The 24,739-nt window shown below is 69.9% G+C and carries 17 protein-coding genes; 13 read left to right on the top strand and 4 right to left on the bottom strand.

Going from position 1 to position 24,739, the window contains the following annotated elements:
• The first annotated feature begins 17 nt into the window (after positions 1-17).
• The 3 genes from araA to JMF97_RS09915 all read left to right on the top strand — a co-directional run bounded on the left by araA (position 18) and on the right by JMF97_RS09915 (position 5,461).
• Entirely contained in the window at positions 18-1,520 is a 1,503-nt protein-coding gene (gene araA / locus JMF97_RS09925) for an L-arabinose isomerase (protein ID WP_203221275.1), read from the top strand.
• A gap of 450 nt (positions 1,521-1,970) precedes the next feature.
• Positions 1,971-4,016, top strand: coding sequence for a family 43 glycosylhydrolase (locus JMF97_RS09920; protein WP_238359051.1), 2,046 nt, complete (start codon positions 1,971-1,973; stop codon positions 4,014-4,016).
• A gap of 455 nt (positions 4,017-4,471) precedes the next feature.
• Positions 4,472-5,461 carry a LacI family DNA-binding transcriptional regulator gene (locus tag JMF97_RS09915; protein ID WP_203221273.1) on the top strand — a complete coding sequence of 330 codons (990 nt, stop codon included), beginning with the start codon at positions 4,472-4,474 and terminating at the stop codon, positions 5,459-5,461.
• Positions 5,462-6,151: 690 nt separating this feature from the next.
• Here the strand turns inward: JMF97_RS09915 and JMF97_RS09910 are convergent.
• Positions 6,152-8,893: a beta-L-arabinofuranosidase domain-containing protein gene (locus JMF97_RS09910; RefSeq protein ID WP_203221272.1), complete on the bottom strand. Its 2,742-nt coding sequence runs from the start codon at positions 8,891-8,893 to the stop codon at positions 6,152-6,154.
• 91 nt (positions 8,894-8,984) lie between these two features.
• Complete coding sequence (locus tag JMF97_RS09905) at positions 8,985-10,376, bottom strand: glycoside hydrolase family 43 protein (protein ID WP_203221271.1); 1,392 nt, start codon at positions 10,374-10,376, stop codon at positions 8,985-8,987.
• Between the two features lie 524 nt (positions 10,377-10,900).
• On the opposite strand from JMF97_RS09905, the gene JMF97_RS09900 reads away from it, so the two are divergent.
• From JMF97_RS09900 to JMF97_RS09875, 6 genes are all read left to right on the top strand, one after another.
• Entirely contained in the window at positions 10,901-11,980 is a 1,080-nt protein-coding gene (locus tag JMF97_RS09900) for a glycosyltransferase family 39 protein (protein WP_238359050.1), read from the top strand.
• 184 nt (positions 11,981-12,164) lie between these two features.
• Complete coding sequence (locus JMF97_RS09895) at positions 12,165-14,090, top strand: glycosyltransferase family 2 protein (protein ID WP_307816849.1); 1,926 nt, start codon at positions 12,165-12,167, stop codon at positions 14,088-14,090.
• A complete protein-coding gene (locus tag JMF97_RS09890) occupies positions 14,078-15,208 on the top strand; it encodes a glycoside hydrolase family 26 protein (RefSeq protein ID WP_203221269.1) in 1,131 nt (376 codons plus the stop codon). Before JMF97_RS09895 ends, JMF97_RS09890 begins: the two co-directional genes overlap by 13 nt.
• 133 nt (positions 15,209-15,341) lie before the next feature.
• Positions 15,342-16,601 carry an MFS transporter gene (locus JMF97_RS09885; protein WP_307816848.1) on the top strand — a complete coding sequence of 420 codons (1,260 nt, stop codon included), beginning with the start codon at positions 15,342-15,344 and terminating at the stop codon, positions 16,599-16,601.
• Positions 16,602-16,718: 117 nt separating this feature from the next.
• A complete protein-coding gene (locus tag JMF97_RS09880) occupies positions 16,719-17,615 on the top strand; it encodes a bifunctional helix-turn-helix transcriptional regulator/GNAT family N-acetyltransferase (protein WP_203221268.1) in 897 nt (298 codons plus the stop codon).
• Positions 17,612-19,240, top strand: coding sequence for an isovaleryl-CoA dehydrogenase (locus JMF97_RS09875; protein WP_203221267.1), 1,629 nt, complete (start codon positions 17,612-17,614; stop codon positions 19,238-19,240). Before JMF97_RS09880 ends, JMF97_RS09875 begins: the two co-directional genes overlap by 4 nt.
• Before the next feature lie 235 nt (positions 19,241-19,475).
• Here JMF97_RS09875 and JMF97_RS09870 read toward each other — a convergent pair whose 3' ends face one another.
• Both JMF97_RS09870 and JMF97_RS09865 read right to left on the bottom strand, forming a co-directional pair.
• The gene (locus JMF97_RS09870) at positions 19,476-19,733 is read right to left on the bottom strand and encodes a flavin reductase (protein WP_203221266.1); all 258 of its coding nucleotides are present in this window, start codon (positions 19,731-19,733) and stop codon (positions 19,476-19,478) included.
• Complete coding sequence (locus JMF97_RS09865; RefSeq protein WP_203221265.1) at positions 19,730-20,077, bottom strand: hypothetical protein; 348 nt, start codon at positions 20,075-20,077, stop codon at positions 19,730-19,732. Before JMF97_RS09865 ends, JMF97_RS09870 begins: the two co-directional genes overlap by 4 nt.
• Before the next feature lie 203 nt (positions 20,078-20,280).
• On the opposite strand from JMF97_RS09865, the gene JMF97_RS09860 reads away from it, so the two are divergent.
• From JMF97_RS09860 to JMF97_RS09845, 4 genes are all read left to right on the top strand, one after another.
• Positions 20,281-21,051: a DUF5753 domain-containing protein gene (locus tag JMF97_RS09860; protein ID WP_203221264.1), complete on the top strand. Its 771-nt coding sequence runs from the start codon at positions 20,281-20,283 to the stop codon at positions 21,049-21,051.
• Complete coding sequence (locus tag JMF97_RS09855) at positions 21,042-21,233, top strand: DUF397 domain-containing protein (protein ID WP_203221263.1); 192 nt, start codon at positions 21,042-21,044, stop codon at positions 21,231-21,233. Before JMF97_RS09860 ends, JMF97_RS09855 begins: the two co-directional genes overlap by 10 nt.
• A gap of 377 nt (positions 21,234-21,610) precedes the next feature.
• A complete protein-coding gene (locus JMF97_RS09850) occupies positions 21,611-23,644 on the top strand; it encodes a cellulose binding domain-containing protein (RefSeq protein ID WP_203221262.1) in 2,034 nt (677 codons plus the stop codon).
• A 124-nt stretch (positions 23,645-23,768) separates the two neighbouring features.
• Complete coding sequence (locus JMF97_RS09845; RefSeq protein ID WP_203221261.1) at positions 23,769-24,704, top strand: oxidoreductase; 936 nt, start codon at positions 23,769-23,771, stop codon at positions 24,702-24,704.
• Positions 24,705-24,739: the final 35 nt, after the last annotated feature.

The following is a 24,739-nucleotide window of genomic DNA, read 5'->3' as shown; positions in this document are numbered from 1 at the left end:
CGCGGAAGGCAACTCCCATGGCAGCACAACCTGAACCCGAGGTCTGGTTCCTCACCGGAAGCCAGGCGATGTACGGCGAGGACACCCTCCGGCAGGTGGCCGAGCAGTCCCGTCAGATCGCCGCCCTGCTCGACGATTCGCCGCACATTCCCGCCCGGGTGGTCTGGAAGCCGGTCCTGACCACAAGCGCCGACATCCTGAAGGTCTGTCAGGATGCCAGCGTGCAGGGGGCGGTCGGGGTCATCGCCTGGATGCACACCTTCTCGCCGGCGAAAATGTGGATCACCGGCTTGGACGCGCTGCGTACGCCGCTGCTGCACCTGCACACGCAGGCCAACGTCCAGCTGCCATGGCACGAGATCGACATGGACTTCATGAACCTGAACCAGGCCGCCCACGGCGACCGGGAGTTCGGGTTCATCCAGACCCGGCTCGGGGTGGCCCGCAAGACGGTCGCCGGGCACGTCACCGACCCGCGGGTGGTCTCCCGCGTCGGCGCCTGGACCCGGGCGGCGATCGGCTGGTCGGCGATGCGTTCGCTGCGCCTGGCCCGGTTCGGCGACAACATGCGCGACGTCGCGGTCACCGAGGGCGACAAGGTGGAGGCGGAGCTGCGCTTCGGCGTCTCGGTCAACACCTACGGCGTCAACGACCTGGTCACCGCCGTCGACGAGGTCGCCGAGGCGCAGATCGACGACCTGGTCAAGGAGTACGACGACACGTTCCGTGTCGCCGCCGAGTTGCGTCCCGGCGGCGACCGGCACGACTCGCTGCGCTACGCCGCCCGCATCGAGCTGGGTCTGCGTACCTTCCTGGACGCCGGTGGCTTCCGCGCCTTCACCACGAACTTCGAGGACCTCGGCGGACTGCGGCAACTGCCCGGCATCGCGGTGCAGCGGCTGATGGCCGACGGGTACGGCTTTGGCGGCGAGGGCGACTGGAAGACCTCGGTGCTGGTGCACACCGTCAAGGCGATGGCGGTCGGGGCCGAGGGCGGCACCTCGTTCATGGAGGACTACACCTACGACCTCACGCCGGGCCAGGAGATGATCCTCGGCGCGCACATGCTGGAGGTGTGCCCGACAATCGCCGCCGGCGTGCCGAACGTCGAGATCCACCCGCTGAGCATCGGTGGCCGGGAGGACCCGGTCCGGCTGGTCTTCGACGCCGCGCCCGGTCCGGCGGTGGTGCTCGGTCTGGCGGACATGGGGGAGCGGTTCCGGCTGGTCGCCAACGAGGTCGACGTGGTGGCGCCGCCGCAGCCGCTGCCCAAGCTCCCGGTGGCCCGGGCCGTCTGGCAGCCCCGCCCGAGCCTGGCCGGCTCGGCCGAGGCGTGGATCAGCGCGGGCGCGCCGCACCACACCGTCCTGTCTCAGGCCGTCGGGGTGGAGGAGCTGCACGACCTGGCCGAGATGGCCCGTACCGAACTGGTCGTCATCGACGCGGACACCGAGCCGCGCCGCTTCGCCAACGAACTGCGCTGGAACCAGGCGTACTACCGGCTCGCCCGGGGCTTCTGAGCACGACCTTGTCGGCGTGACGGGCGGCGCGCCCGTCACGCCGAGGCGGCAGCGCGCGCTTGCGCGGCTGCCTCGCCCCGGCCGGCCCGCCACCCACCGGCCGGGGCGCCGCCCCGCCGGTGGCGGGTCCTCGCCTTGCACTCCGCCGCGTGATCGCGTGGCGGATGTTACGTCTTGACTAACGTCGTGTTATCGCTCACAGTCGATAGTGAAGACGGACGATATCTGTGGCTGTCCGGGCCGCTTCGCGTCTCTTCCAGCAAATGATCTCTTGTCGTCCGTTGGGCACCGGATGACATGTTAGCGATCACATAGCTGGCCTGAGATCACCACGCTCGCCGCAGTGGAGACCGTCCCGCTCAGATGACTCGTCATTGCTGAAGGAGGATCATGGTTGCCATTGGCGAGGTCTCAGGACCCGCGCCGCGCAGGCGCGGGTGGTGGTCGCGGATGTGGGCCGCGGTGGCGGCGGCGGTGATGGTCGGCGGCACGCTGGTGGCGGTGGCCGCCACGCCGGCCTCGGCCGCCACAGTCGACACCAACGCGTGGTACGTGCTGGTCAACCGCAACAGCGGCAAGGCGCTGGACGTCTACAACCTGGCGACCAACGACGGCGCGCGGATCACCCAGTGGTCGCGTAACGACGGGAACCAGCAGCAGTGGCAGTTCGTCGACTCCGGCGGTGGCTACTACCGGCTCAAGTCGCGGCTGTCGGGCAAGGTGCTCGACGTCTACAACTTCTCCACCGCCAACGGCGCCTCGATCGTGCAGTGGTCCGACCACAACGGGACCAACCAGCAGTTCCGGCTGGCCGACTCGGCCGGTGGCTACGTCCGGCTGATCAACCGGAACTCGAACCGGGTGATGGAGGTGCAGAACGCCTCGACCGCCGACGGCGGCAACATCGTCCAGTACGACGACTGGAACGGCACCAACCAGCAGTGGCAGCTGGTCCGGGTCGGCGACGGGCCCACCCCCGGGCCGACGACGCCGCCGCCCACCGGTGGCAACTTCACCAACCCGGTGGTCTGGCAGGACTTCGCGGACGTCGAGGTGATCCGGGTCGGCGACGTCTACTACATGACCGCCTCCACCATGCACTACTCGCCCGGCGCGCCGATCCTGCGCTCCTGGGACCTGGTGAACTGGGAGTTCGCCGGGCACTCGGTGCCCCGACTGGACTTCGGCACCAAGTACGACCTGCCCCCCGGGCAACAGGCGTACGTGGAGGGCATCTGGGCCTCGACGCTGAGCTACCGGCCGAGCAACCAGACGTACTACTGGGCCGGGTGCATCAACTTCGCCCAGACCCACATCTACACCGCCAAGGCCGTCGACGGCGCCTGGACCCGGCACGCCACCCTGCCCTGCTACTACGACGCCGGCATGCTCATCGACGACAACGACACCATGTACGTCGCGTACGGCAACGGCACGATCAGCGTCGCGCAGCTCTCCGCCGACGGGCGCAGCCAGGTACGGGCCCAGCAGGTCTACCAGACCCCGTCGAGCATCGGCACCCTGGAAGGCGCCCGGTTCTACAAGCGCAACGGCGCCTACTACATCTGGCTGACCCGCCCCGCCAACGGCCAGTACGTGCTGAAGTCCACGAACGGACCCTTCGGCCCGTACGAGCAGCGGCAGGTGCTGCTCAACATGCAGGGTCCGATCTCCGGCGGTGGCGTACCCCACCAGGGCGGCCTGGTGCAGACCCCGAACGGCGCCTGGTACTACATGGCCTTCACCGACGCGTACCCGGGCGGGCGGGTGCCGACCCTGGCCCCGATCAACTGGACCGCCGACGGCTGGCCGCAGGTGCAGACGGTCAACGGCGCCTGGGGCGTGAACTACCCCAACCCGCTGCCGCTGCGTCCGGTCAAGCCGCTCACCGGCGTGGACACCTTCGCCGGCACCACGCTGGGCCCGCAGTGGGAGTGGAACCACAACCCGGACAACAGCCGCTGGTCGGTGAACAACGGCCTGCGTCTGCAGACCGCCTCGGTCACCAACGACCTCTACCAGGCCCGGAACACGGTCACCCACCGCATCCAGGGGCCGACCTCCACGGCGACCGTCGAGCTGGACTACTCGACGATGCGCGACGGCGACCGGACCGGTCTGGCCATGCTGCGCGACGTCTCGGCCTGGATCGGGGTACGGCGTGACAACGGGCAGACCCGGGTGGTCATGACCAACGGGCTGAACATGAACAGCAACTGGGACACCACCAGCACCGGCAGCGAGATCGCCAGCGCGGCGGTGTCCGGCGGGCGGATCTGGCTGCGGGCCAACGCCGACATCAGACCCGGCTCAGGCCGGCAGGCCCGCTTCTCGTACAGCACCGACGGGGTGAACTTCGTCTCGTTGGGCAACGCCCTGACCCTCAACAACAACTGGACGTTCTTCATGGGGTACCGGTTCGCCATCTTCAACCACGCCACCCAGGCACTGGGCGGCGCGGTGACCGTGCGGCGCTTCGAGCTGGCGACGCCCTGACCTCGATCGTCAGGCGGCTCTCGAGGTGGGTCCGGCGTTCTCCTCCGGCAACGCCGACCACCGGGTACGAGGTCACCAGCCACCGGTGACCGGCGGGTGGCGCCCAGCCATGGGCGCCACCCGCGCCACGCGCCGATCCGGGCCGCAATTTTGCGGAATCGTGGCCCGGATCGGCGCGTGGCGAAATGCGCGGAGCAGCGACTTCGAACCACCCTTCAGTCGATCGGTGCTGATCGGAAAGACGGACATCTGTCATCCGCGACTGGCCTGTCGGCGTATGACGTCGTCGCTGTCGTAGACTGTGCGTGATCTAGCGCAAAGCCACCCCCGGCTGGCACGGGCCGGCGTGGGCGTCGCGAGAGGGATCGTGAATCAAAGCCGCTCCGGTCAGTGTCGACGGGTCGCGGCGACCCACGGGCATGCGGGAGTGTGAGATGGCCGTACGCGATCCTGCGATGACGGACGTGGCTCGCCTCGCTGGCGTCTCCCACCAGACGGTTTCGCGAGTGCTCAACGGCCACCCGAACGTGCGGGAACAGACCCGGCTGCGGGTCCAGGCGGCAATAGCCGAGCTGGGCTACCGGCCGAACCGGGCGGCGCGTGCGCTGGTCACCGGTCGCTCTCAGGTGATCGGCGTGGTCGCGCAGAACACCACCCTCTACGGGCCGGCGTCACTGCTGGCCGCCTTGGAACAGACCGCCGCGGAGTCCGGCTTCGCGGTCAGTGTGGGCAGCGTCCGCGACCTCGATCACCGGTCCATCTCGGCGGTCGTCGAACGGCACCTGGCCCACCGGGTCGCCGGCATCGTGGTGATCGCACCGGTGGAGTCGGCCGGTGAGGCGCTGGAACGGCTGCCCAACGACGTACCGCTGGTCACCGTCGACGGTGATCCGCGCCGACCGATGCCGCTGGTGACGGTCGACCAGGCAGCCGGCGCCCGAGCCGCGACCCAGCATCTGCTCGACGCCGGGCACCGTACGGTCTGGCACGTCTCCGGGCCGTCCGACTGGTTCGACAGCGCGGGCCGCATCGAGGGCTGGCGGGCCGCCCTGCTCGCGGCGGGCGTCGAGGTCCCGCCGCTGGTGCCGGCGGACTGGTCGGCGGCGGCCGGCTACCGGTGCGGGCAGATGCTCGCCCGGATGCCCGACGTGACCGCGGTCTTCACCGCCAACGACCACCTCGCGCTCGGGGTGCTGCGCGCCCTGCACGAGCACGGCCGACGGGTGCCCGACGACATCAGCGTGGTCGGCTTCGACGACGTGCCGGAAGCGGCCTACTTCATCCCACCGCTGACCACCGTCCGCCCGGACTTCGTCGCGGTCGCGCGGGCCAGCCTGGAGATGCTGCTGGCGCAGATCGAAACCGACAGCGGCGGCGCCCTCCGCGAAACCATCGCCCCCTCCCTCGTCTCCCGCCAATCCGTAGCCCCCCCACCCCACCGCTAACCCCCTGCTCTCACCCCCCTGCCCTGCCCTGCCCGCCGGCCGGCCGGCTCGGAGTGTTGATCAAGAGGTTTTGGTCAGAATCAGCTCGACATCCGACCAAAACCTCTTGATCACCCACCTCAACGACCCCGGGGCCTCGTTCCGGCCTGGCCTTGGCTCCGACCTGACCGGCCCCGGCTGGACCCGCCAACCCGCCCTCGGCCCGATCCGGTCCGACCGGCCCGCCTTCTCGCCCTGTTGCCCTGCACAGGCGATCAAGAGGTTTGGTCGGTAGTGCGCCGGAACGGTCCAGCCTGCATCGGTGATCAAGACGTTTTGGTCGGGAGTGCGTGGGAATTAGACCGAAACCTCTTGATCAACAGGGCTGGCTGGGCGGGTGGGGGAGTGCTGGGGTGCGTGGGGTTGTTGGCCCGGACGGGTTGCCGGTCGGCGGGGCGGGAGTAGTTGGTGTCCCGCAGTGGCTCGACAGGCGGTGACCGTGAAGAGGAGTGTGCCCTGGCTCCTGACCCGAAGTTAGCATGTTATCGATAACACCATCAAGGGTGTCGATAAATCGATGATTGCGGGTCCCGGCGTCCTTGCCGGGGGGGGGAAAACCGGCTGCCGGACACGCGTGTGCGGCCCGAGCAGAGGCCCGGGCCGCACACGCGTCGGCGATCAACGTCGACCGTCGACCGTCAACGGGAGGGATCAGATGAAGCGCCAGCGGTGGTCGTTGGCGCCGTTGTCGTCCCAGATGACGATCTGGGTGCCCTGGCTCGACGAGGCGCCGAGGACGCCGAGCACCCGTCCGCCGTTCGCGGACTGGATCCGGAAGTAGCCGCCTCCGCCGTACCGCAGCCGCCACCGGTTGGCGGCCGAGCCGTTGTCGGCCCACTGGACCACCCGGGCGCCGGCGGCGCTGCTGCCGTTCTCCACGCCCAGCACCTTGCCGCTGTTGGAGTTGCGCAGCCGTAGGTAGCCGCCGCTGTCCACGATCGCGGTCCAGAGATGGTCGGCGGTGCCGGTGTCACCCCACTGGATCACCAGGCCGCCGTCGGCGGTGGACATGTTCTGCACACCGAGCACCAGGCCGGTGGCCAGGTTCTGGATCCGGCGGGCACCGTTGGGGACGAACCGCCACTGGTTGTCCGGCGTACCGTTGTCCGGGTCCTGCACCACCCGCGCGCCCTGCGCGGCCGAGCCGTTCAGGACGGCCAGCAGCTTGCCGCTGTTGCCGTTGCGGATCTTGTGTGAGCCGTCGCCGGCGTCCACGATCGTCCAGCGGTGGTCGGCCGTGCCGGTGTCCGACCATTGCAGGACTTGCGCGTTGTCGGCGGTGGACATGTTCTGCACGCCGAGCACCTTGCCGCTGTTGGCGTTGCGGAACCGCACCGCGCTGCCGTCGACGACAAGCTGCCAGTCGTGGTCGGCGGTGCCGTTGTCGGCCCACTGCAACGCCGGTGCGCCGTCGGCGGTGGACATGTTCTCGATCCCGAGCACCAGCCCGGTGGCGGCGTTGACCAGCCGGAACGTGGCCTGCGCCGGGCCGGAGGAGCCGCCGCTGCTCCAGTAGACGGTGTAGTTGTGCCCGTGCGCGTCGTAGAACGGCAGCAGGTTGACCTGCGCGCCGTTGGCGGTGGCGGTGAAGGTCAGCGCCGTGGTGCTGGTGCGGGTGACCGAGGCGGTGGCCAACGCGGGCAGCGCCGACAGCGCGGTGTTGCCGTAGTTGCCGGAGAGCACCGCCGGGCCGTAGGTGAGGGCGACGACGCTCGGGTTGTCGTTCGTCGGCTCCACGATGACCCGCATCGGCAGCCGTACGGTCACCGTGTCGCCGGAGGTCCAGGTGCGGGTGAGGGAGGCGTACGTGCCGGGGGTGGTGGCGATGGGCTGCACGGTGCCGTTGACGCTGATGGTGGCGTCCTGCGTCCAGGCGGGGATGCGGATGCGCATCGTCCACGAGCCGCCGACGGTGCCGGTGACGGTGAGCGTGCTGGTGTCGCTGGCCGGGTAGCTGGTCGACTGGGTGACGGTGATGCCGCGTTGCGACCAGTTCAGCACCGACGGCATGAACAGGTTCACTGTCAGCGTGCTGCCGTTGTGGAAGTAGATCGAGTCCATCAGGGTGGTGTTGTTCTCCAGGCCGGTGCCCTGGCAGCACCAGAAGGAGTTGTAGTCCGTACTCCAGGTGCCGCCACCCCAGGCCGGTCCCACGCCGCGCCGTCCGCCCGGTTGCAGCGGGGTGAAGTAGGTGATGTGGCCGTGGTTGTCGGCCGGGTTCTGCGCGCCGATGAGGTGGTTGAGCAGGGCGCGCTCGTAGAAGTCGAAGTACGCGACCCGGTTCGGGTCGAGCAGCCACAGCTCGCGGGTCAGCTTGAGCATGTTGTACGTGTTGCAGTGCTCGCAGGTGTCGTTGCGCAGGTACCCGGAGATGGCGTTCGGAGCCCGGAAGTGTTCGGCCTGGCTGTTGCCGCCGATGGCGTAGGTGCGGGTGTTGACGGTCAGGTTCCAGGCGTTGCTGGCGATGTCGCGGTACCGGGTGGTGCCGGTGGCCTTGAACTCGCGGGCCGCGCCGATCCACTTGGGGATCTGGGTGTTGGCGTGCAGCCCGTTGAGCTGGTCCTGATTCGCCGCGAGGGGGTTGAACACGGCGGCATGGTCGAAGCGCTGGGCGACGGTCAGCCAGCGGGCGTCGCCGGTCTGCTGGTACAGGTCGGTCAGCACCGCGTTCATGCCGCCGAACTCGGTGCCGAGCATGGCCTGCATCTGCGCCGAGCTGAGCCGGCCGGTACGCCAGTCGACCCACCCGGCCAACGCCAGCAGCACGTCCCGGGCCTGCGTGTTGCCGATGTGCCGCCACACGTCGAGCAGCCCGACCAGCGTCTTGTGGATGGTGTAGTACGGCACGTTGCCGTTGTTGAGGGTACGGGCTTCCACGGCGGTGAAGTCGGATTCCGGGTAGCCGCAGAGATACCCGGTGTTGAATCCGGCGGCGGGATTGTTGGCCTGGCACTTCGCCAGCTCGGCCACCATGTGGTTGGCCTTGTCCCGGCAGGTGGTGTCGCCGAGCACGGCCCACATGTGCGACCAGGCGGTCAGGAAGTGCCCCTGGGAGTGGGTGCGGAACGGGAAGCTGGGCGCTTCCCAACCGCCGAGCGCCGCGGCCCCGGCGGTGGACAGCCGGTGGTTGGCGCGGAAGTTGTAGAGCAGCCGGTTGACGTCGACGAAGCGCAGGTAGTTCAGGGTGCGGTTCTGGTTGTCCAGCCAGCGGCTGGCGGTCAGGCGCACCTGGCCCATGTCGAAGGCGTACGCCGAGACACCGAGGTCGGGTCGCACCGGCGGGATCGCCGCGCTGGCGGTGCCGCCGCGCAGGACGGGACCGACGGCGGTGGCGATGGCGGCCGCGCCGGCGGCCTGGAGCACGTGTCGGCGGTTGAGGGACGGGTAGGGCATCACGGCCTCCGCAGTTGCGGGTGAGGGGGGTGGCGGCACGTACGAGACCCGGGGTGGGCCGGACCTCGCGTCACCCCGGGCCGGTGGACCGTTACGAGGTGACCCGGAAGGTGGCGTCCTGCCGGTCGTTGGCGCTGGAGGAGGAGCTGAGCGGGTCGATGCGCAGCACGTAGCCGGCGTGCCGCAGGTAGTAGGTGGGGAAGTTGTACGAGCGGAACGACGACCAGGAACTGTCGGCCAGCCCGGCGGTGCGGTAGAAGGTGGCGTCCGCGCGGAAGGTGGCGCTGTTGTCGTTGGCGGCCAGCCGGGCCACGTAGCCGCTGTGCCGCAGGTAGCTGCCGGGCACGTTCACCGACTCGAACGAGACCCCGGCCGGGTCGGCGAGGCCGGGCACCATCCGCCACATCTGGTCGCGGTGCGGGTCGAAGGGGTACGGGTCGATGCGGATTGCGCCGTTGAGGTGCCGGACGAAGTAGTCGGGGAAGTTGGACGACTTGAGCCGGACCCAGTTCGGCAGACCCCAGCGGTTGACCACCGCGTGGTACTCGGCCTCGGTGATCCCGACGATCGAGCCGTGCTTGGAGTTCAGCGGTGGGGTGTAGTCGCGCTGGTTCGCCACCGCCCACGAGTTGCCGCCGACGTTGCTTGTCGACCAGAGATACATGTCGTTGTTGATCGGGCCGAACGAGTCGCCCCACAGCCACCAGCCGCCGCCGTCGTTGCGTGGAACCAGGTGTGCGCCCTCGATGGCGGTGCCCTGCCGCAGGCCGCTGGTGTAGGTGGTGAAGCTGTTCGGCGCGCCGGTGCTGGATCGGGCACCGTAGATGTTCCCGTTGGCGAGGTTCTTGTAGAACATGTACGTCACGCCGCCGCTGACCCGGATGTCGGCGTCGAGCACCGGGAAGCCGGGACTGAAGTAGGTCTGCGGGGCGCTGACGGTGCGGAAGTCGCTGGTGTAGTTGACCAGGAACAGGTCCGTGGTGGTGTTGGCCGAGTAGACGATGCCGTACTGGCCACGGGCGGCGTCCCAGAACACCGTCGGCGCCCAGGTGTGCACGTTGCTGTAGGTGTGCATCTGGATCCGGCGGTATCCGGTGAAGCTGGTCAGGTCCGTCGAGTCGTAGACGTGCAGGTACTGGCTGTTGCGGCCGAAGTTGAGCCCGTACAGGTCGGTGGCGATGACCACGAACGTGCCGTCCTGCTTGCGGAAGATGTACGGGTCCCGCAGGCCCAGGTCACCGGCGGTCGGAGTGACCACCGGGTTGTTCTGGTTCAGCGGAGACCAGTTCAGACCGTCCCGGCTGACCGCGAGATGCAGGCCGTAGTTGGCCGCCGACTGGTTCGGCGACTCGGTGAAGTAGGTGTTCAGGTACGCGGTGGAGGTGGCCGCCGAGGCGGGTCGTGGACTGATCGCCAGGCCGGTCGCGGTGAGTCCGGCGCTGGCTATCGCGCCCAGGGTGAATGCTCGTCGACTCAAAGCCATGGGGCGGACCTTTCTGGTGGTGGGACGGGGTGTGACTCCGGCACGCCAAGTGCTGGGCGGGCCGTGAGCCCCGGGGGGACGAAGCCCAGGGAACGGCCGGCGGGCAGGAGGTGTCGCTGCGGTAGGTGGTGGGGCACGGCGGAGCGTCGGAGACGGCGGCACCGCAGGCGACCCACGACCGTCCGGCCGGGTATTGTGTGCGGCCGTGGCAGCGGGGTGCCCTAGCCCGTCTCCACGGATCGAGTTCCGAACTTTATGCGCCGACATCGATGTTATCGCTAACATAATGGTTCCGGTAACGGGTGCGCAAGCCTCGGGTTTCCGGCCGACCGCAGGGTCGAAATCTTCCCGCAACACGCCTGTCGGTCACGTCGAGCGGCGGGCATCGTACGGCGGTCCGCTCAGATGACCAGTTGTTTGTCGCTTTGCAGCTATGACGTACCGGTTTGGCGGCTTTTGTAGGCATAACGCCCTCGGTGGTGAGATCCGCTCAATACGCTCCTGGATCTACGGAACCCACGGAGATGCGTGAGGGACAGATGAAGGACGCCGACACCATCGTCCTGCCCCGACTCGGGTTGCCGGAGGCCGCCGAGGACCCATGGGGGGAGGGTCGCGGCGAGGCACCGGGCGAGCCGGTGAACGGTACCCGCCGAATGCGGCTGGCCGCTTGGCTGGTGCCGGCACTGCTGATGGGCGCGCTCGGCGCCGTACGGGCCGACACACCCGGGCCGCGGATGGCGGAACTCGCGACCTGGGCCGGGGACACGTCGTCCTGGCGGGACACCTGGTCGATGCTCCGCTCGGGCGACAGCATGCTCTACCAGTTGCTGGTGCGGGCCTGGGCGGAGTACTTCGGCACCTCGGAGCTGGCGTTGCGAGGGCTCTCCGTCCTCGCCATGGTCACCGCGGCGGCGCTCGTCGGAGCGCTGGCCGCCCGGATGTTCGCACCGGGCGCCGGTGTCCTGGCCGGTGTCATCTTCGCCCTGCTGCCGACGTCCGCGCGGTACGCGCAGGAGGCCCAGCCGTACGCGCTCACCCTGCTCGCCGCGGTTCTCGCCACATGGCTGCTCCAGGCGGCCGTGGACCGGCCGAGAATCTGGCGCTTCGTGCTCTACGCGGCCGTGGTGGGCCTGCTGGGTCTGTGTCAGGTGACCGCGCTCCTGCTCCTCGTCGGACACGGCTGGACCGTGCTCGCCTTCCGACGCGAGGTGGCGCTGCGATGGCTGACGGCTGCGGTGGTGAGCGCGCTACCCGCGGTCGGCCTGCTCTGGCTCGCCATGCGGCAGGGAGTACGGCTCGCGCAAACGTCGAGCCCGAGTCTGACCGGATTGGCCGCGACGCCGGGAGAACTGTTCGGCGTCACCGCGCTGGGTGCGGCGCTGCTGGTGCTGGTGCTGTTCAGCCTTCCGCTGCGCTACCCCGCCGCCGTGTTCACCGCCTGGGCGGCCGTGCCGCCGCTGGCCCTGTTGCTCGCTGCGCAGGCGACGCCGATCTGGCGGCCGGAGTTCATTCTCTTCACGCTTCCGGCCTGGGCGACGCTCGGCGCGGCCGGGCTCGCGCGATGCGCGTCCGCCGGTCGGCGGGTGTGCTGGCGGCGATAGCCGGGCATCGGTCCGCGACTCGGGACTCACGCCGGCCCTGCTGGTAGATGAAAGAGTAGATATGTAGCCCTTTGGGGTCGAACAAAGCTATCTGAGAAGTTTGCCGGTATCTGTCCTTACGATCAGCATGGCCGTGTTCATGAAGGCCAGGGAACTCCGACCCTTGGGGGGCAACGTGGGCGTCGTGACCGATACACGCCTGTCTCGGGACGTGACGGAGAGGCCGCCCGGGGGCGGGCCCGTAGAGAGCACCGCGGCCCGGCCGTCACCCGCCCGACGCCCCGACCGTCGTCAACTCAACATCAGTGCTCGCATCGCGTACGCGAGTTGCGGGGCGAGCGCCGGAACTCTCGTCGCGCCACGACATCCGCAGGCGGCGGTCGAGTTCCGATCCGTCCTGTCACCCGCGGCGCGGCTCGTACTGACCCTGCTGGTCCTCGTCAACAGTGCGGCCGGCCTGCTGCTCGTCGGTTGGCTGCTGCTTCCCCAGCACGTACCCGGCTCGGGCGTGACCGGGCTCGGCGACTGGCAGACCGCTGTGGCCCGGCTCGGCTTCTGCGTGATCGTCGGCGTCGAACTGATCCGCCTCGCGCAGAACATGGTCGTCTGGGTGTTCGCGTACCACGCCAAGGACCCGATCCCGGTCGATCCTCCGGTTGGCCTGCGGGTGGCGCTGCTCACCACGATCGTGCCGAGCAAGGAGCCCATCGACGTCGCCGAGCGGACCCTGCGGCGTATGCGGGAGATCGTCTACTGCGGGCAGGTCGACGTCTGGATCCTCGACGAGGGCGACGATCCGGCGGTGAAGGAGATGGCCGCACGGCTCGGCGTACGCCACTTCAGCCGTAAGGGACGACCGGAGTACAACCAACCCGACGGAGAGTTCCGCACCAGGACGAAGTCCGGCAACCACAACGCCTGGCGGGCCGAGCACGAACACCACTACGACGTAGTCGCCAACGTCGATCCGGACCACGTGCCGCTGGCCAACTTCCTGGAGCGCACGCTCGGCTACTTCCGCGACCCGGACGTCGCCTTCGTGGTGACGCCACAGGTCTACGGCAACATGCACCAGAACCTGGTCGCCCACGGCGCGTCGGTCCAGCAGTACCTCTACAACGGACTGATCGCCCGCGGTGGCAACGGACTGGACGCCCCACTGCTCACCGGCACCGGCCACCTGTACCGGCCGTCCGCCTGGCGCAGCATCGGCGGCTACCAGGATTCGATCATTGAGGATCACCTGACCAGCATCCGGATCCACGCTGCGGTGAACCCGCAGACCGGCAACCAGTGGAAGGGCGTCTACACCCCCGACGTGGTGGCCATCGGGGAAGGCCCGACATCGTGGGCGGACTACTTCAACCAGCAGAAGCGGTGGGCGGCGGGGATCTGCGAGATCCTGGTCCGCCCCGAGTTGCGGGCGCCGCGCGAACTACGGTCCCGACGGCGCTGGCACTACCGGCTGCTCCAGTTCTACTACCCGAGCGTCGCGGTCAGTCTGTTGCTGGGCAATTTCGCCACCGCCGCGTACCTGCTCACCGGGGTGAGCGCGGCCCGGGTCGACATCGCCGTGTGGTCGGTGCTGTGGGGCGCCACCATCTGCACCTGGTTCGTGCTCTGGCTCTGGCTGCGTCGATTCAACATCGCGCCGCACGAGCGGGAGGAGATCGGCCTGGTCGGCATGGCGTTGGCGCTGTTCGCCGGCCCGATCTACGTGGCGGCTGCCGCCGGTGCGCTGCTGCGCCGCAAGCTCGGATTCGTGGTGACCGCCAAGGGCAGGCTACGCACCACCGAATCGCTCGGCACCTTCCGGCTGCACCTGGGCTGGGCGGCCTTCGCCGCCGGCCTGCTCGCCGCGAGCTTCGTGCTGGAACACGGCCGCACACCGCTGCGGGTATGGCCGGTCCTGACCCTCCTGACCGGCCTCGGCCCACCGCTGATCGCGTGCGGGTCGGCTCTTCTGGCCCGGCGCTCGCACGCACCAACTCTGGGTGGTCCCCGCACCGACAGCCGCGCCGGTACGACCGGGCGTCATGCCGTCCGTGGCCGGCGGGTCCGGGCGACGGCACCGGTGGTCGCTTCCCGGGAGGTGTCATGGCACGGCTGACGCTGCCGCGGGTCGCCATGTCGCTGGTCGGCGCGCTGCTGCTGGCGTACGCCTTCGCCATCGCGCCGGGTGCCGGGCCCAGGGGACGGGAACCCGTCCCGTCGGACCAGACGGCGGTACGCGAACCGAGCCCTTCGCCATCCCCGTCGGAGGTCTTCCCGCCGACGGAGAAGGTGTTCATCGGCATCGCGACCAAGGAGGGACCGCACGACTTCACGCCCGTGGACACCTTCACCGCGACGGCGAAGCACCATCCGCAGGTCATGCTCTTCGGTTCCGGCTGGGCGACCGACACCTTCGACCGGGCGCTGTTCGACGCGGTCCGGGACCGGGGCATGCTGCCGATGCTGGCCTGGGAACCGTGGGACTACCGGGTGGACGAGGAGGCCCGTAAGAAGGGGGCCGCCCGCAGCACGATCGACCGGCTCCGCTCCCGTCAGCCCGACTACCGGTTGTCCCGCATCGCGGGCGGCGACTTCGACGACTACCTGCGCTCCTGGGCTGAGGGGATCAAGGCACTCGACTACCCGGTGGCCATCCGGTTCGCCCACGAGATGAACGGCAACTGGTATCCGTGGTGCGAGAGCGCCAACGGCAACCGGCCAGGCGACTACGTCAAGGCCTGGCGCCACCTGCACAATCTGTTCAAGGCGGCCGGCGCGACCAACGTGATCTGGGTGTGGAGCCCGAACGCCAGATGGGACGGCTCGACGCCGAAGCTTGCCGGGCTCTACCCGGGAGACGACTACGTCGACTGGATCGGCATCTCGGGCTACTACGGCATGGGCGCCTTCTCGAAATACCGGTCCTTCGACGCGATCTTCAAGGAGACCATCGGGGAGATCCGAGCCTTCAGCGCCAAACCGCTGGTCATCACGGAGACCGCGGCCTCCGACATCGCCGGCCGCAAAGCAGAGTGGATCACTGAGACGTTCCGGTTGCTGCCCGGGCACGAGGACATCATCGGGCTCATCTGGTTCGAGGTGAACAAGGAACGGGACTGGCGGATCGTCAGTTCCCCGGCCGTCTCGGCGGCCTTCGCCCAGGCCGTGTCCGATCCGCGCTACCGCTTCACCTGGTCGCCCGAGATGCTCCCGCGCACCGCGCCGGCCGACTGACGGTCGCCCGTCGGGGTCGCTCCCGTGCCGGCTTGACCCTCGACCGGGTCGAGGCCGGACAGTGCCGGACGCGACACAGCGACCGGCCAGACCCTCGACACCGGTCGGCGCGATTCGGTGATCGGGAGGATCCGTGGCGGCGACATCCACCGGTAGGGCGCCATCGAGCGGCAGTGCGACGGCGGTGCCGGGCACGTACTGGGCGTGGCTGGGCGGGACGACGCTGTCCCTGATCGGCGTTCAAGCCATGGCGTTCGCGATGGCCTGGGTGGCGGCCGGAGAAGGTGGCGGCTTCGCCGCGCTGGTGCTTACCGCCGTCAACCTGCCCCGGGCCCTGCTTCTGCTGGTCGGCGGCGCGGTGGCCGACCGGCTGGGCGCCTGGACCGTCATGGTGGTCTCGGACGCGGCGATGGTCGTCGTCACCGTGGCGCTGGCCGCCGCCGTGTGGTCGGCGGCGGATCCGTGGCTGCCACTGCTGCTGGCCGCCCTGGCCATCGGGGTCGTGGACGCCTTCTACCTGCCCAGCACGGGCTCGATGCCCCGGCGACTGGTGCCGCCGGCCGGGCTGGCGCGGGCGATGTCGGCCCGGCAGCTGGCCGGTCAACTCGCCCTGTTCGTCGGGCCGGCGGCGGGCAGCCTGCTGCTGGCCGCCCTCGGGCTGGCCGCAGTGGCGCTGGCCAACGCCTCCAGCTTTGCCCTGATGCTGGCGGTCCTGGTGGTGCTCCGTGCGGCCATGGACGGACGGCGGAGCGGATCGCCGGAACTGCCGACCGGGCAGCCGCCGTCGCAACCACTGTGGCGGGCCGCGGTCGACGGCCTGCGGATCGCCGCCTCGCATGCCGTACTGCGGCCCGCACTGCTGCTGGTCGGGATGGCCGCAGGCTTCCTGCTGCCGGTGTCCAGCCTGCTCGTACCGTTGCTCGGGCGGGAGCGCACCTGGTCGTCGCCGGCCACCGGCGCGGTCGTCGCGGCGTTGGCGCTCGGCACCGCGACCGTCGCGATCCTCGTGCTGGTGCGTGGCGCCCTGCCCGACCCCGGTCGTGCCAGCGGTGCCGCGCTGCTGGTGGCCGCCGGTGGCGTGGTCACTTTGGCGGCGGCCGGTTCGTTGCCGGTTTCGGTCGCCGCCGGGATGGTGATCGGTGTCGGATCGGGTGGCTTCGCCACCCACATCGGCCCGTTGATCCTGACCGTCGCCCCGGACACACACGTGTCCCGGGTGCAGTCGGTGCTGGTGCTCGTGCAGAGCCTGCCGCTGATGTTCACGATCAACGCGCTCGGCTCCCTCGCCGAGGTCGTGCCGGTGGCGGCGCTGCTGTACGGCTGCGCCGGTGTGCTGGCCGTGGCGGCGGTGACGGCACTGACCTCGACCTCCCTGCGCCGTTGTCGGCGCTGACCGACGTGGACCGGTGGTGACTGGCGTCGGACCTTTGGCTGCCCGATGGGGTGCTCCGGGTGTCGAGTGCGGACCAGCCCTACCGATGGGCAGAATGGTTGACTAAAGTCAGTCATCGTGGAGCGTGAACTGGTGGATGTGGTGCGGGGCTTCAACCGCACGGTGACCCAGCGTGTCGGCGCGTTGGACGACAAGTTCCTGGCCCGTGATCGGCCGCTGGCCCAGTCGCGGCTGCTCTGGGAGATCGGCCCGGCCGGGGCGGAGGTCGCGGCGCTGCGCAACCGGCTGGATCTCGACGCCGGATACCTCAGCCGGCTGCTGCGCACCCTGGAGGGCGCGGGACTGGTGACGGTGACACCGGCCGAGGGCGACGGGCGGGTACGCATGGCCCGGCTCACCGAAGCCGGCCGTGCCGAGTGGGCACTGCTCGATCGCCGATCCGACGAACTGGCCTGGTCGATGCTCGCCCCGTTGACCGTGGGCCAACGTGACCGGCTCACCACCGCGATGAACGAGGTGCAACGGCTGCTGATGGCGTCGATGGTCACCGTCGAGGTCTGCTCGCCCGCCGATCCGCGCGCCCGTGCCTGCCTGCGGGCGTACGCGGGGGAGTTGGCCGAGCGGTTCGAATCCGGGTTCACCCTCGACACCGACGACGACCAGCAGTTCGTCCCGCCCGCCGGGGTGTTCCTGGTCGCCACCCTCGCCTCGGAGGCGGTGGGCTGCGGGTCGGTCCGCTTCGACCCCGACGGGCCTGCCGAGATCAAGCGGCTCTGGGTCTCCGGCACGGTACGCGGGCTCGGCGTCGGCCGACGACTGCTCACCGAGTTGGAACGGCACGCCGCGGCAGCCGGTGCGGACTGCGTACGCCTGGACAGCAGCCGCGCCCTCACCGAGGCGATCCGGCTCTACCGCAGCGCCGGATACGAGGAGATCCCGCGATACAACACGAGCCCGTACCCTGATCACTGGTTCGCCAAGCAACTGCACCACTCGCCGGGGGTGTCGCCGTGACCACACACGAGGTGTCCAACCAGGTCCCCCCGCTGGTCGACCACGACACCGCCGACGACCCGGCGCTGCTGGAGGGCCTCGCCCGTGAGGGCGCCGGCTGGGCCGTCGGCGAGGTCCGTGACCTCGGTCGGCTCGCCGGCAGCCAGCCCGCCATCGAGCACGGTCGGCTGGCCAACGAACACCCGCCGGTGCTGCGTACCCACGACCGCTACGGGCACCGCATCGACGAGGTGGAGTTCCACCCGTCCTGGCACGAGCTGATGCGTACCGCCGTCGAGCACGGCCTGCACGCCGCGCCCTGGGCCGACGACCGGGTCGGCGCGCACGTCGCCCGCGCCGCCAAGTTCTACACCTGGCGTCCGGACGCCGGGCACGGCTGCCCGATCTCGATGACGTACGCCGCGGTGCCCGCGTTGCGGCACGCACCGGACCTGGCCGCCGACTACGAACCACTGCTGACCACCCGGGCGTACGACGTCGGGCTGCGCCCGCCGCTGACCAAGCGGGGACTGCTCGCGGGCATGTCGATGACCGAGAAGCAGGGCGGCTCGGACGTACGCGCCAACACCACCACCGCGCACCCGCAACCCGACGGCAGCTACCGGCTGGTCGGGCACAAGTGGTTCACCTCCGCGCCGATGTGCGACCTGTTCCTCACCCTCGCGCAGGCACCCGGCGGGCTCACCTGCTTCCTGGTGCCCCGGGTGCTGCCCGACGGCACCCGCAACCCGATGCGACTGATGCGCCTGAAGGACAAACTCGGCAACCGCTCCAACGCCTCCGCCGAGGTCGAGTACGAGCACGCGGCGGCCTGGCGCGTCGGCGACGAGGGCCGGGGCGTACGCACCATCATCGACATGGTCAACCTGACCCGACTGGACTGTGTGATCGGTGCGGCGGCCGGCATGCGTCAGGGCGTGATCACCGCCGTGCACCACGCCACGCATCGGCATGCCTTCGGCCGCGCGCTGATCGACCAGCCGCTGATGCGTAACGTCCTGGCCGACCTGGCCATCGAGTCCGAGGCCGCCACGATCCTGATGATGCGGCTGGCCGGGGCCACCGACCGGGCCGCCCGAGGCGACGCGAACGAGGCGGCGTTCAAGCGGATCGCGCTGGCCATCGGCAAGTACTGGGTCTGCAAGCGGTGGCCCGGCCATGCCGCCGAGGCCCTGGAATGCCTGGGCGGCAACGGCTACGTCGAGGAATCCGGCATGCCGAGGCTGTTCCGCGAGTCACCGCTGAACTCCATCTGGGAAGGCTCCGGCAACGTGGCCGCGCTGGACGTGCTGCGTGCGCTCGCCGGCCAACCCGAGGTGCTGGCGGCGTTCCGCGCCGAGCTGGACGCCGCCGCCGGTGCCGACCCGCGCCTCGACGCGGCGGTACGCCAGGTGCAGACGGCCCTCGCCGACCCCGCCGACCGGGAGGTACGCGCCCGTCGGCTGGTCGAGCAGTTGGCCCTGGTGTTGCAGGGCGCGCTGCTGGTACGCCACGGCCACCCGGCGGTCGCCGACGCCTTCTGCGCCTCCCGACTCGCCGGAGACCACGGCCACGCCTACGGCACCCTGCCCCCCGGCGTCGACTTCCCCACCCTCCTCGCCCGAGCCACCCCGAAACTGAGCTGACCGCTAGCGCGATCAGGCTGCGACAGGCGACAGGCGACAGGCGACAGGCGTCAGGCGTCAGGCGTCAGGCGACAGGCGGCGGGCGGCGGGCAGCGAGCGGCGGGCAGCAGGCGATGGGCGGCGGGCAGCGGGCGGCGGGCGGCGGGCGGCGGGCATGATCGACTCGGTTCGGCACCGGCTCTGGGTGCAGTTGTTGTCGCCAGGGCAGCAACAACTGCACCCAAAGCCGACGTGACTACCCCGACCGGACAGGGACCCAGTCGGTAAATCGTCGGTGCAGGTCCGGCGGTGGGGTGCTCGGGTTCAGTTCGGCCAGTTGGGCGGTGGCCTCCTCGCGCAGCATCACCAGGTAGACCATCAGCCCGGGCGTGTTGCCCCGGTACTCGGCGAGCAGGCGTACCTTCGCCGCACTGCACGGCCACGCGATCCCGCACGCCCGACAGCGCCACGTCGGGCGCGAGGCGACGTGATCCCGGGCGCACGGCACGCTCACCGGCCGACCTTGGCGCGGTGTCGCTCGGCGTACGGGACCGGTCGGACCTGGACCGGCCGCATCCCGTCCGGGCGGACGAACAACTGCCGTTTTTCCGTCGCGTCGCCGTGGCGGTCGAGCACGTAACAATCCACCCAGGCCCAACCGTCGTACGGTTGCCGCTCGATCAACTCGCGGATCACCCGGACCACGATCGGCTGGCTGAACTGCGGTGACGCCGCTTGGGTCAGCAGGTACGCGCCGGGAGTGACCCGTGGCGTGCCGTCCGGTCGCGTACCCGTCGGGCTCGCGGCCCGCCTCGGCGCGGTCCCGCCGGATGCGTTCGCTGGTTTCTGCGCGGGCATGGGCCACCCCTCCGTCGGTACGCGTCGTGAAAGGGGGCCGACCCTCGAAGGTGTACGGACGGGTCGGCCCCCGTGCAGTGCCCACGGGGGCTACTGGTCCAGCCCGCGAACACCACCTACCGCCACCTTGCCGTCAGTGTGGAGACAGTGACACCGCGTAGGGATATGGTGTCGAGGAATCCCTTGTGTCGAGAGGTGTCGCAGTGAATGACGCACTACGAGTGGCGCTTCAGCGGGCCGGCCACACAACAGAATCCCTTGCCGGCCAGATCGGCGTGGACCCCAAGACGACGGACCGCTGGCTACGCGAGGGACGCATTCCGCACCCGGCACACCGCAGCGCGGCAGCAGCCGCACTCGGGCAGAATGTGTCGGACATATGGCCGGACACAAATCGACGGCATCGGGATCTCGTGTGGTTCCGTCCGTGGGAAGCAATCGAGCGCGAGGCGCGCTCGCTGCGCTCATACCAGCCGCTGGTCCTGCCGGGGCTGTTGCAGACAGAGAGATATGCGCGGGCACTGTTCGGGTCGGCCGGACAGTACACACCGGATGACATCGAGCGGCTGGTGGCGGCGCGGATGGCACGTCAATCGGTGCTGTCCGGTGATGCTCCTCCGTGGTTGACCGCGGTCATCGACGAGGGAGCGCTGCGGCGCAGCGTGGGTGGGCCCGAGGTGATGCGGCAGCAGGTGGAATCGTTGGCGGCGACGGCGGATCTGCCGCACGTTCGTGTGCACGTGGTACCGCTGTCTGCGGGGGCATACGCTGGTCTTTCCGGGCCGTTCGTGATCGCCAGTAGCGCTGACAACCGCACCGCCGGATACCTGGACACGCAGCTGCACGGCAAGGTGGTGTCTGATCCGGCGGAGCTGGTTGCCCTTATGGCTGCGTGGGAGAATGTGCGAGGTGAGGCTCTGTCCCACCGGCAGTCAATCGAGCTCCTGAGGGAAGTGGCAGAGACATGGACCTGATCGGTGCCACCTGGCGCAAGAGCAGCCGCAGCAGTGCGAACGGCGGTGACTGTGTCGAGGTCGCGGACAATCTCTCCGGGGTCGTTCTGGTTCGGGACTCCAAGGACCGTGACGGCGGAGTGCTGGCCTTCGGGCCGGTGGCCTGGAAGGCGTTCGTCGCCCAGGTGACCGAGCGGGCCTGACCGACGAGCGGGCCTGACCCGAATGCGCGAAAGCGCCCGTTCCCCGAGCCGGGACGGGCGCTTTTCCCGTCCGCCTCGCATCGGCCTTCTGTGCCCGAGGCGTTGAGTGATCGCCGTACGCTGTGCAATTCTGATCTGTCGATGTGTTGTCGCGCGAGTGACCGTCGCCCGATGGGCAGCCGGGGCCTGTTCGGGCCTGCGGCGGGTGACGGCAGGTGAGCTGGTCGTTCTCTCTTCTCCGCCGCTGGTCGTGGGCTGTCGACCGGGCGGATCTCGCTCGTGATCGAAAAAGGACAACCATGAGATTTCCGAACAGGCACGGTGTTCGATCCTCGGCCCGATCGTGGCGACTGCCCCGGCGTGGGGGTGCGCTGCTCGTGGCGGGCCTGCTGCTCGCCACCGGCGTGGTGACCGGGGTCGACACCCCGAGCGCCGACGCGGCGACGGCACCGGTGACGGTGAGCGTGAACGCGCGGGCCGGGCTGGCCCGGGTGCCCGACACCGCGCTCGGCGTCAACCACGCCATCTGGGACCAGTATCTGGCCACCCCCGAGACGTCGGACCTGCTGCGCGACGCCGGGGTGCAGATGATGCGCTACCCGGGTGGCTCGTACGCCGACATCTATCACTGGCGCGACCACACCGCGCCCGGCGGCTACGTCGCCCCCGGCACCGACTTCGACACCTTCATGGGTGCGGTGCGGCGGGTCGGCGCCGAGCCGATGATCATCGCCAACTACGGCACCGGCACGCCGCAGGAGGCGGCCGACTGGGTGCGGTACGCCAACGTGACAAAGGGCTACGGCGCGCGGTACTGGACGGTCGGCAACGAGAACTACGGCAACGGTCACTACGGGTCCGCCTGGGAGGCCGACCACCACCCCGACAAGAGCGCGACGTATTACGCGAACCTGGTGGTCGACTACGCCGAGGCGATGAAGGCCGTCGACCCGACCATCAAGGTCGGCGCGGTGCTGACCATGCCGGCCAACTGGCCGGACGGCCTGACCGCAGGCAACGACCCGGGCCCGTGGAACCAGACCGTGCTCTCCATCGCCGGGCCGTCGATCGACTTCGTGGACGTGCACTGGTACCCGGGCGGCAGCGCCGCCGAGTCGCTGCCCCGGACCAACCACATCACCGACGCGGTGTACCTGCTGCGCCAGCAAATCAACCGGTACGCCGGGCCGGAGGCCGACCGCATCGGGATCAGCCTCACCGAGGTCAACGTCACCTCCGAGGGCATGACCAGCCAACCGGCCGCCCTGTTCCTGGCCGACGCCTACAGCGGCCTGCTGGCCAACGGGGTCTTCACCGTGCACTGGTGGAACGTGCACAACGGCATCGGCCGGGTGAGTACGGTGGCAGGGCAGACCGACTACGGCGACTTCGGGTTGCTCTCCAGCGGCACCTGCACCGCGGACGGCTCGGTCTGCGAACCACCGGTGAACACCCCGTTCGCGGCCTATCACGGGCTGTCCATGATGAGCCGGTTCGCCCGCACCGGTGACCAGTTCATCCGCGCCGAGACCGATCAGCCGTTGGTCAGCGCGCACGCGGTGCGGCGGGCCAACGGGGAGGTGGCGGTCCTGCTGATCAACAAGGATCCGGAGAACGCCCACCCGGTCACCATCGACTACGCCGGGTTCGCCCCGGCGAGCGGAGCACCGACGGTCCACACCCACACCAACGGCGCCACCGAGGTCACCACCGCCCGCAGCGGCGAGGCGACCAGCCGTACGCTGCCGCCGTACTCGCTGACCACCCTGGTGGTGCGGCCGGCGGCTGCGGTCACCGGCGCACCCGGCGCGCCCGGCCAACCCACCGCGACCGGCGTCACCGACCGGGACGTGACGATCACCTGGCCGGCCGCCACCGCCGGGGCCGCCCCGATCGCCAAGTACGAGGTGCACCGGCAGAACGGTGCGGTCAGTGAGCAGCTCGGCGAGACCTCCGGGACCAGCCTGACCGTCGGCAACCTCGTGCCGGGCCGCAGGTACACAGTCAACGTGCTGGCCCGCGACACCGCCGGACGGGTCTCCTGGGCGTCACCGCCGTTGACATTCACCACCGGCAGCCCGGCGACCAGCGGATGCACCGTCCGCTTCGCCAGCACCACGGACTGGGGCAACGGCTACGTGGCGAACGTCGACATCGTCAACAACAGCGAGCACACGGTCGACGGCTGGACCCTGACCTGGACCTGGCCCACCTCCTGGCAGCGGGTCGGCAGCGGGTGGAGCGCCACCTGGGAACAGGTCGGCAGCACCGTGCGGGTGACCAACAACGACGACAACCGTCGACTCTCCGCCGGGGCCTCGACCACTGTCGGCTTCGTCGGCGAGTACAGCGGGCCGAACGTCGTACCGACGGCGTTCCGGCTCAACGGCACCCTCTGCACCATCGGCTGAGCTCACCCGGTCCGCCGGCGGCGTCATCGTACGTCCGCCGGCGGACCGGCTTGACGAGACGATCGAGCAAGGTCAACCTTGTCGCACCGGCCAGGCCCGCAGCACACGGACCGAGGAGCGACGGATGCGCCGCTGGACGTACGACGACATTCCTGACCAGAGTGGGCGTACGGTGATCGTCACCGGTGCCAACAGCGGGCTCGGCCTCGAAACGGCCCGGGTGTTGGCCGGCAAGGGCGCGCGGGTGGTGCTGGCCTGCCGGGATCGCGGCAAGGGTGAGTCCGCAGCCGACCTGATTCGCGCGCAGTACCCGCACGGCGACGTGAGTTGCCTCCCGCTCGACCTGGCCGATCTCGACTCGGTGGCCGCGTTCGCCACCGCCTACCGGGCCGAGCACGACCGACTCGACCTGCTGATCAACAACGCCGGGGTGATGTATCCGCCGCTGCGGCGTACCCGGCAGGGCTTCGAACTCCAGTTCGGCACCAATCACCTCGGCCACTTCGCGCTCACCGGCCGGCTGCTGCCCGCGCTGCTGGCCGGCGGGCAGGCCCGTGTCGTCAACGTGGCCAGTAACGCGCACCGCACCGGGCGGATCGACCTCGACGACCTCAACTGGCAGCGGCGGCGCTATGCGCGGTTCGCCGCCTACGGGCAGAGCAAACTGGCGCTCCTGCTGTTCACCCTGGAGTTGCACCGTCGGCTGGTCGGTGCCAATTCGCCGCTGCGGGTCACCGGCGCCCATCCCGGCTGGACATACACCGGGCCGAGCCAGGGCCGGGACCGTTTCGTCACGGTTGTCAACGGCATCGGCCGGTACGTCGCGATGCCGCTGGCCGACGGGGTGCTGCCGATTCTGCGCGCCGCCACCGACCCGGACGCCGAAGGCGGCAGCTACTGGGGTCCGGCGTACCGGATGGAGAACTCCGGTCCGCCGGTGCCTGCGAGCCGCAGCGTTCGGGCTCTCGAGGTCGCCGTGGCGCAGCGACTCTGGGCGGAGAGCGAACGCCTGACCGGCGTCGCGATCGACCTGCCGCCGATCGACCGGACGGATTCCTGAGTGGACGCGCCGATGCCCCGGCCGGGGACGGCCGG

This window comes from Micromonospora fiedleri, assembly GCF_016774385.1.
In the GTDB taxonomy this organism is placed as follows: domain Bacteria; phylum Actinomycetota; class Actinomycetes; order Mycobacteriales; family Micromonosporaceae; genus Micromonospora; species Micromonospora gifhornensis.
This window is presented reverse-complemented; position numbering and strand designations above follow the sequence as displayed.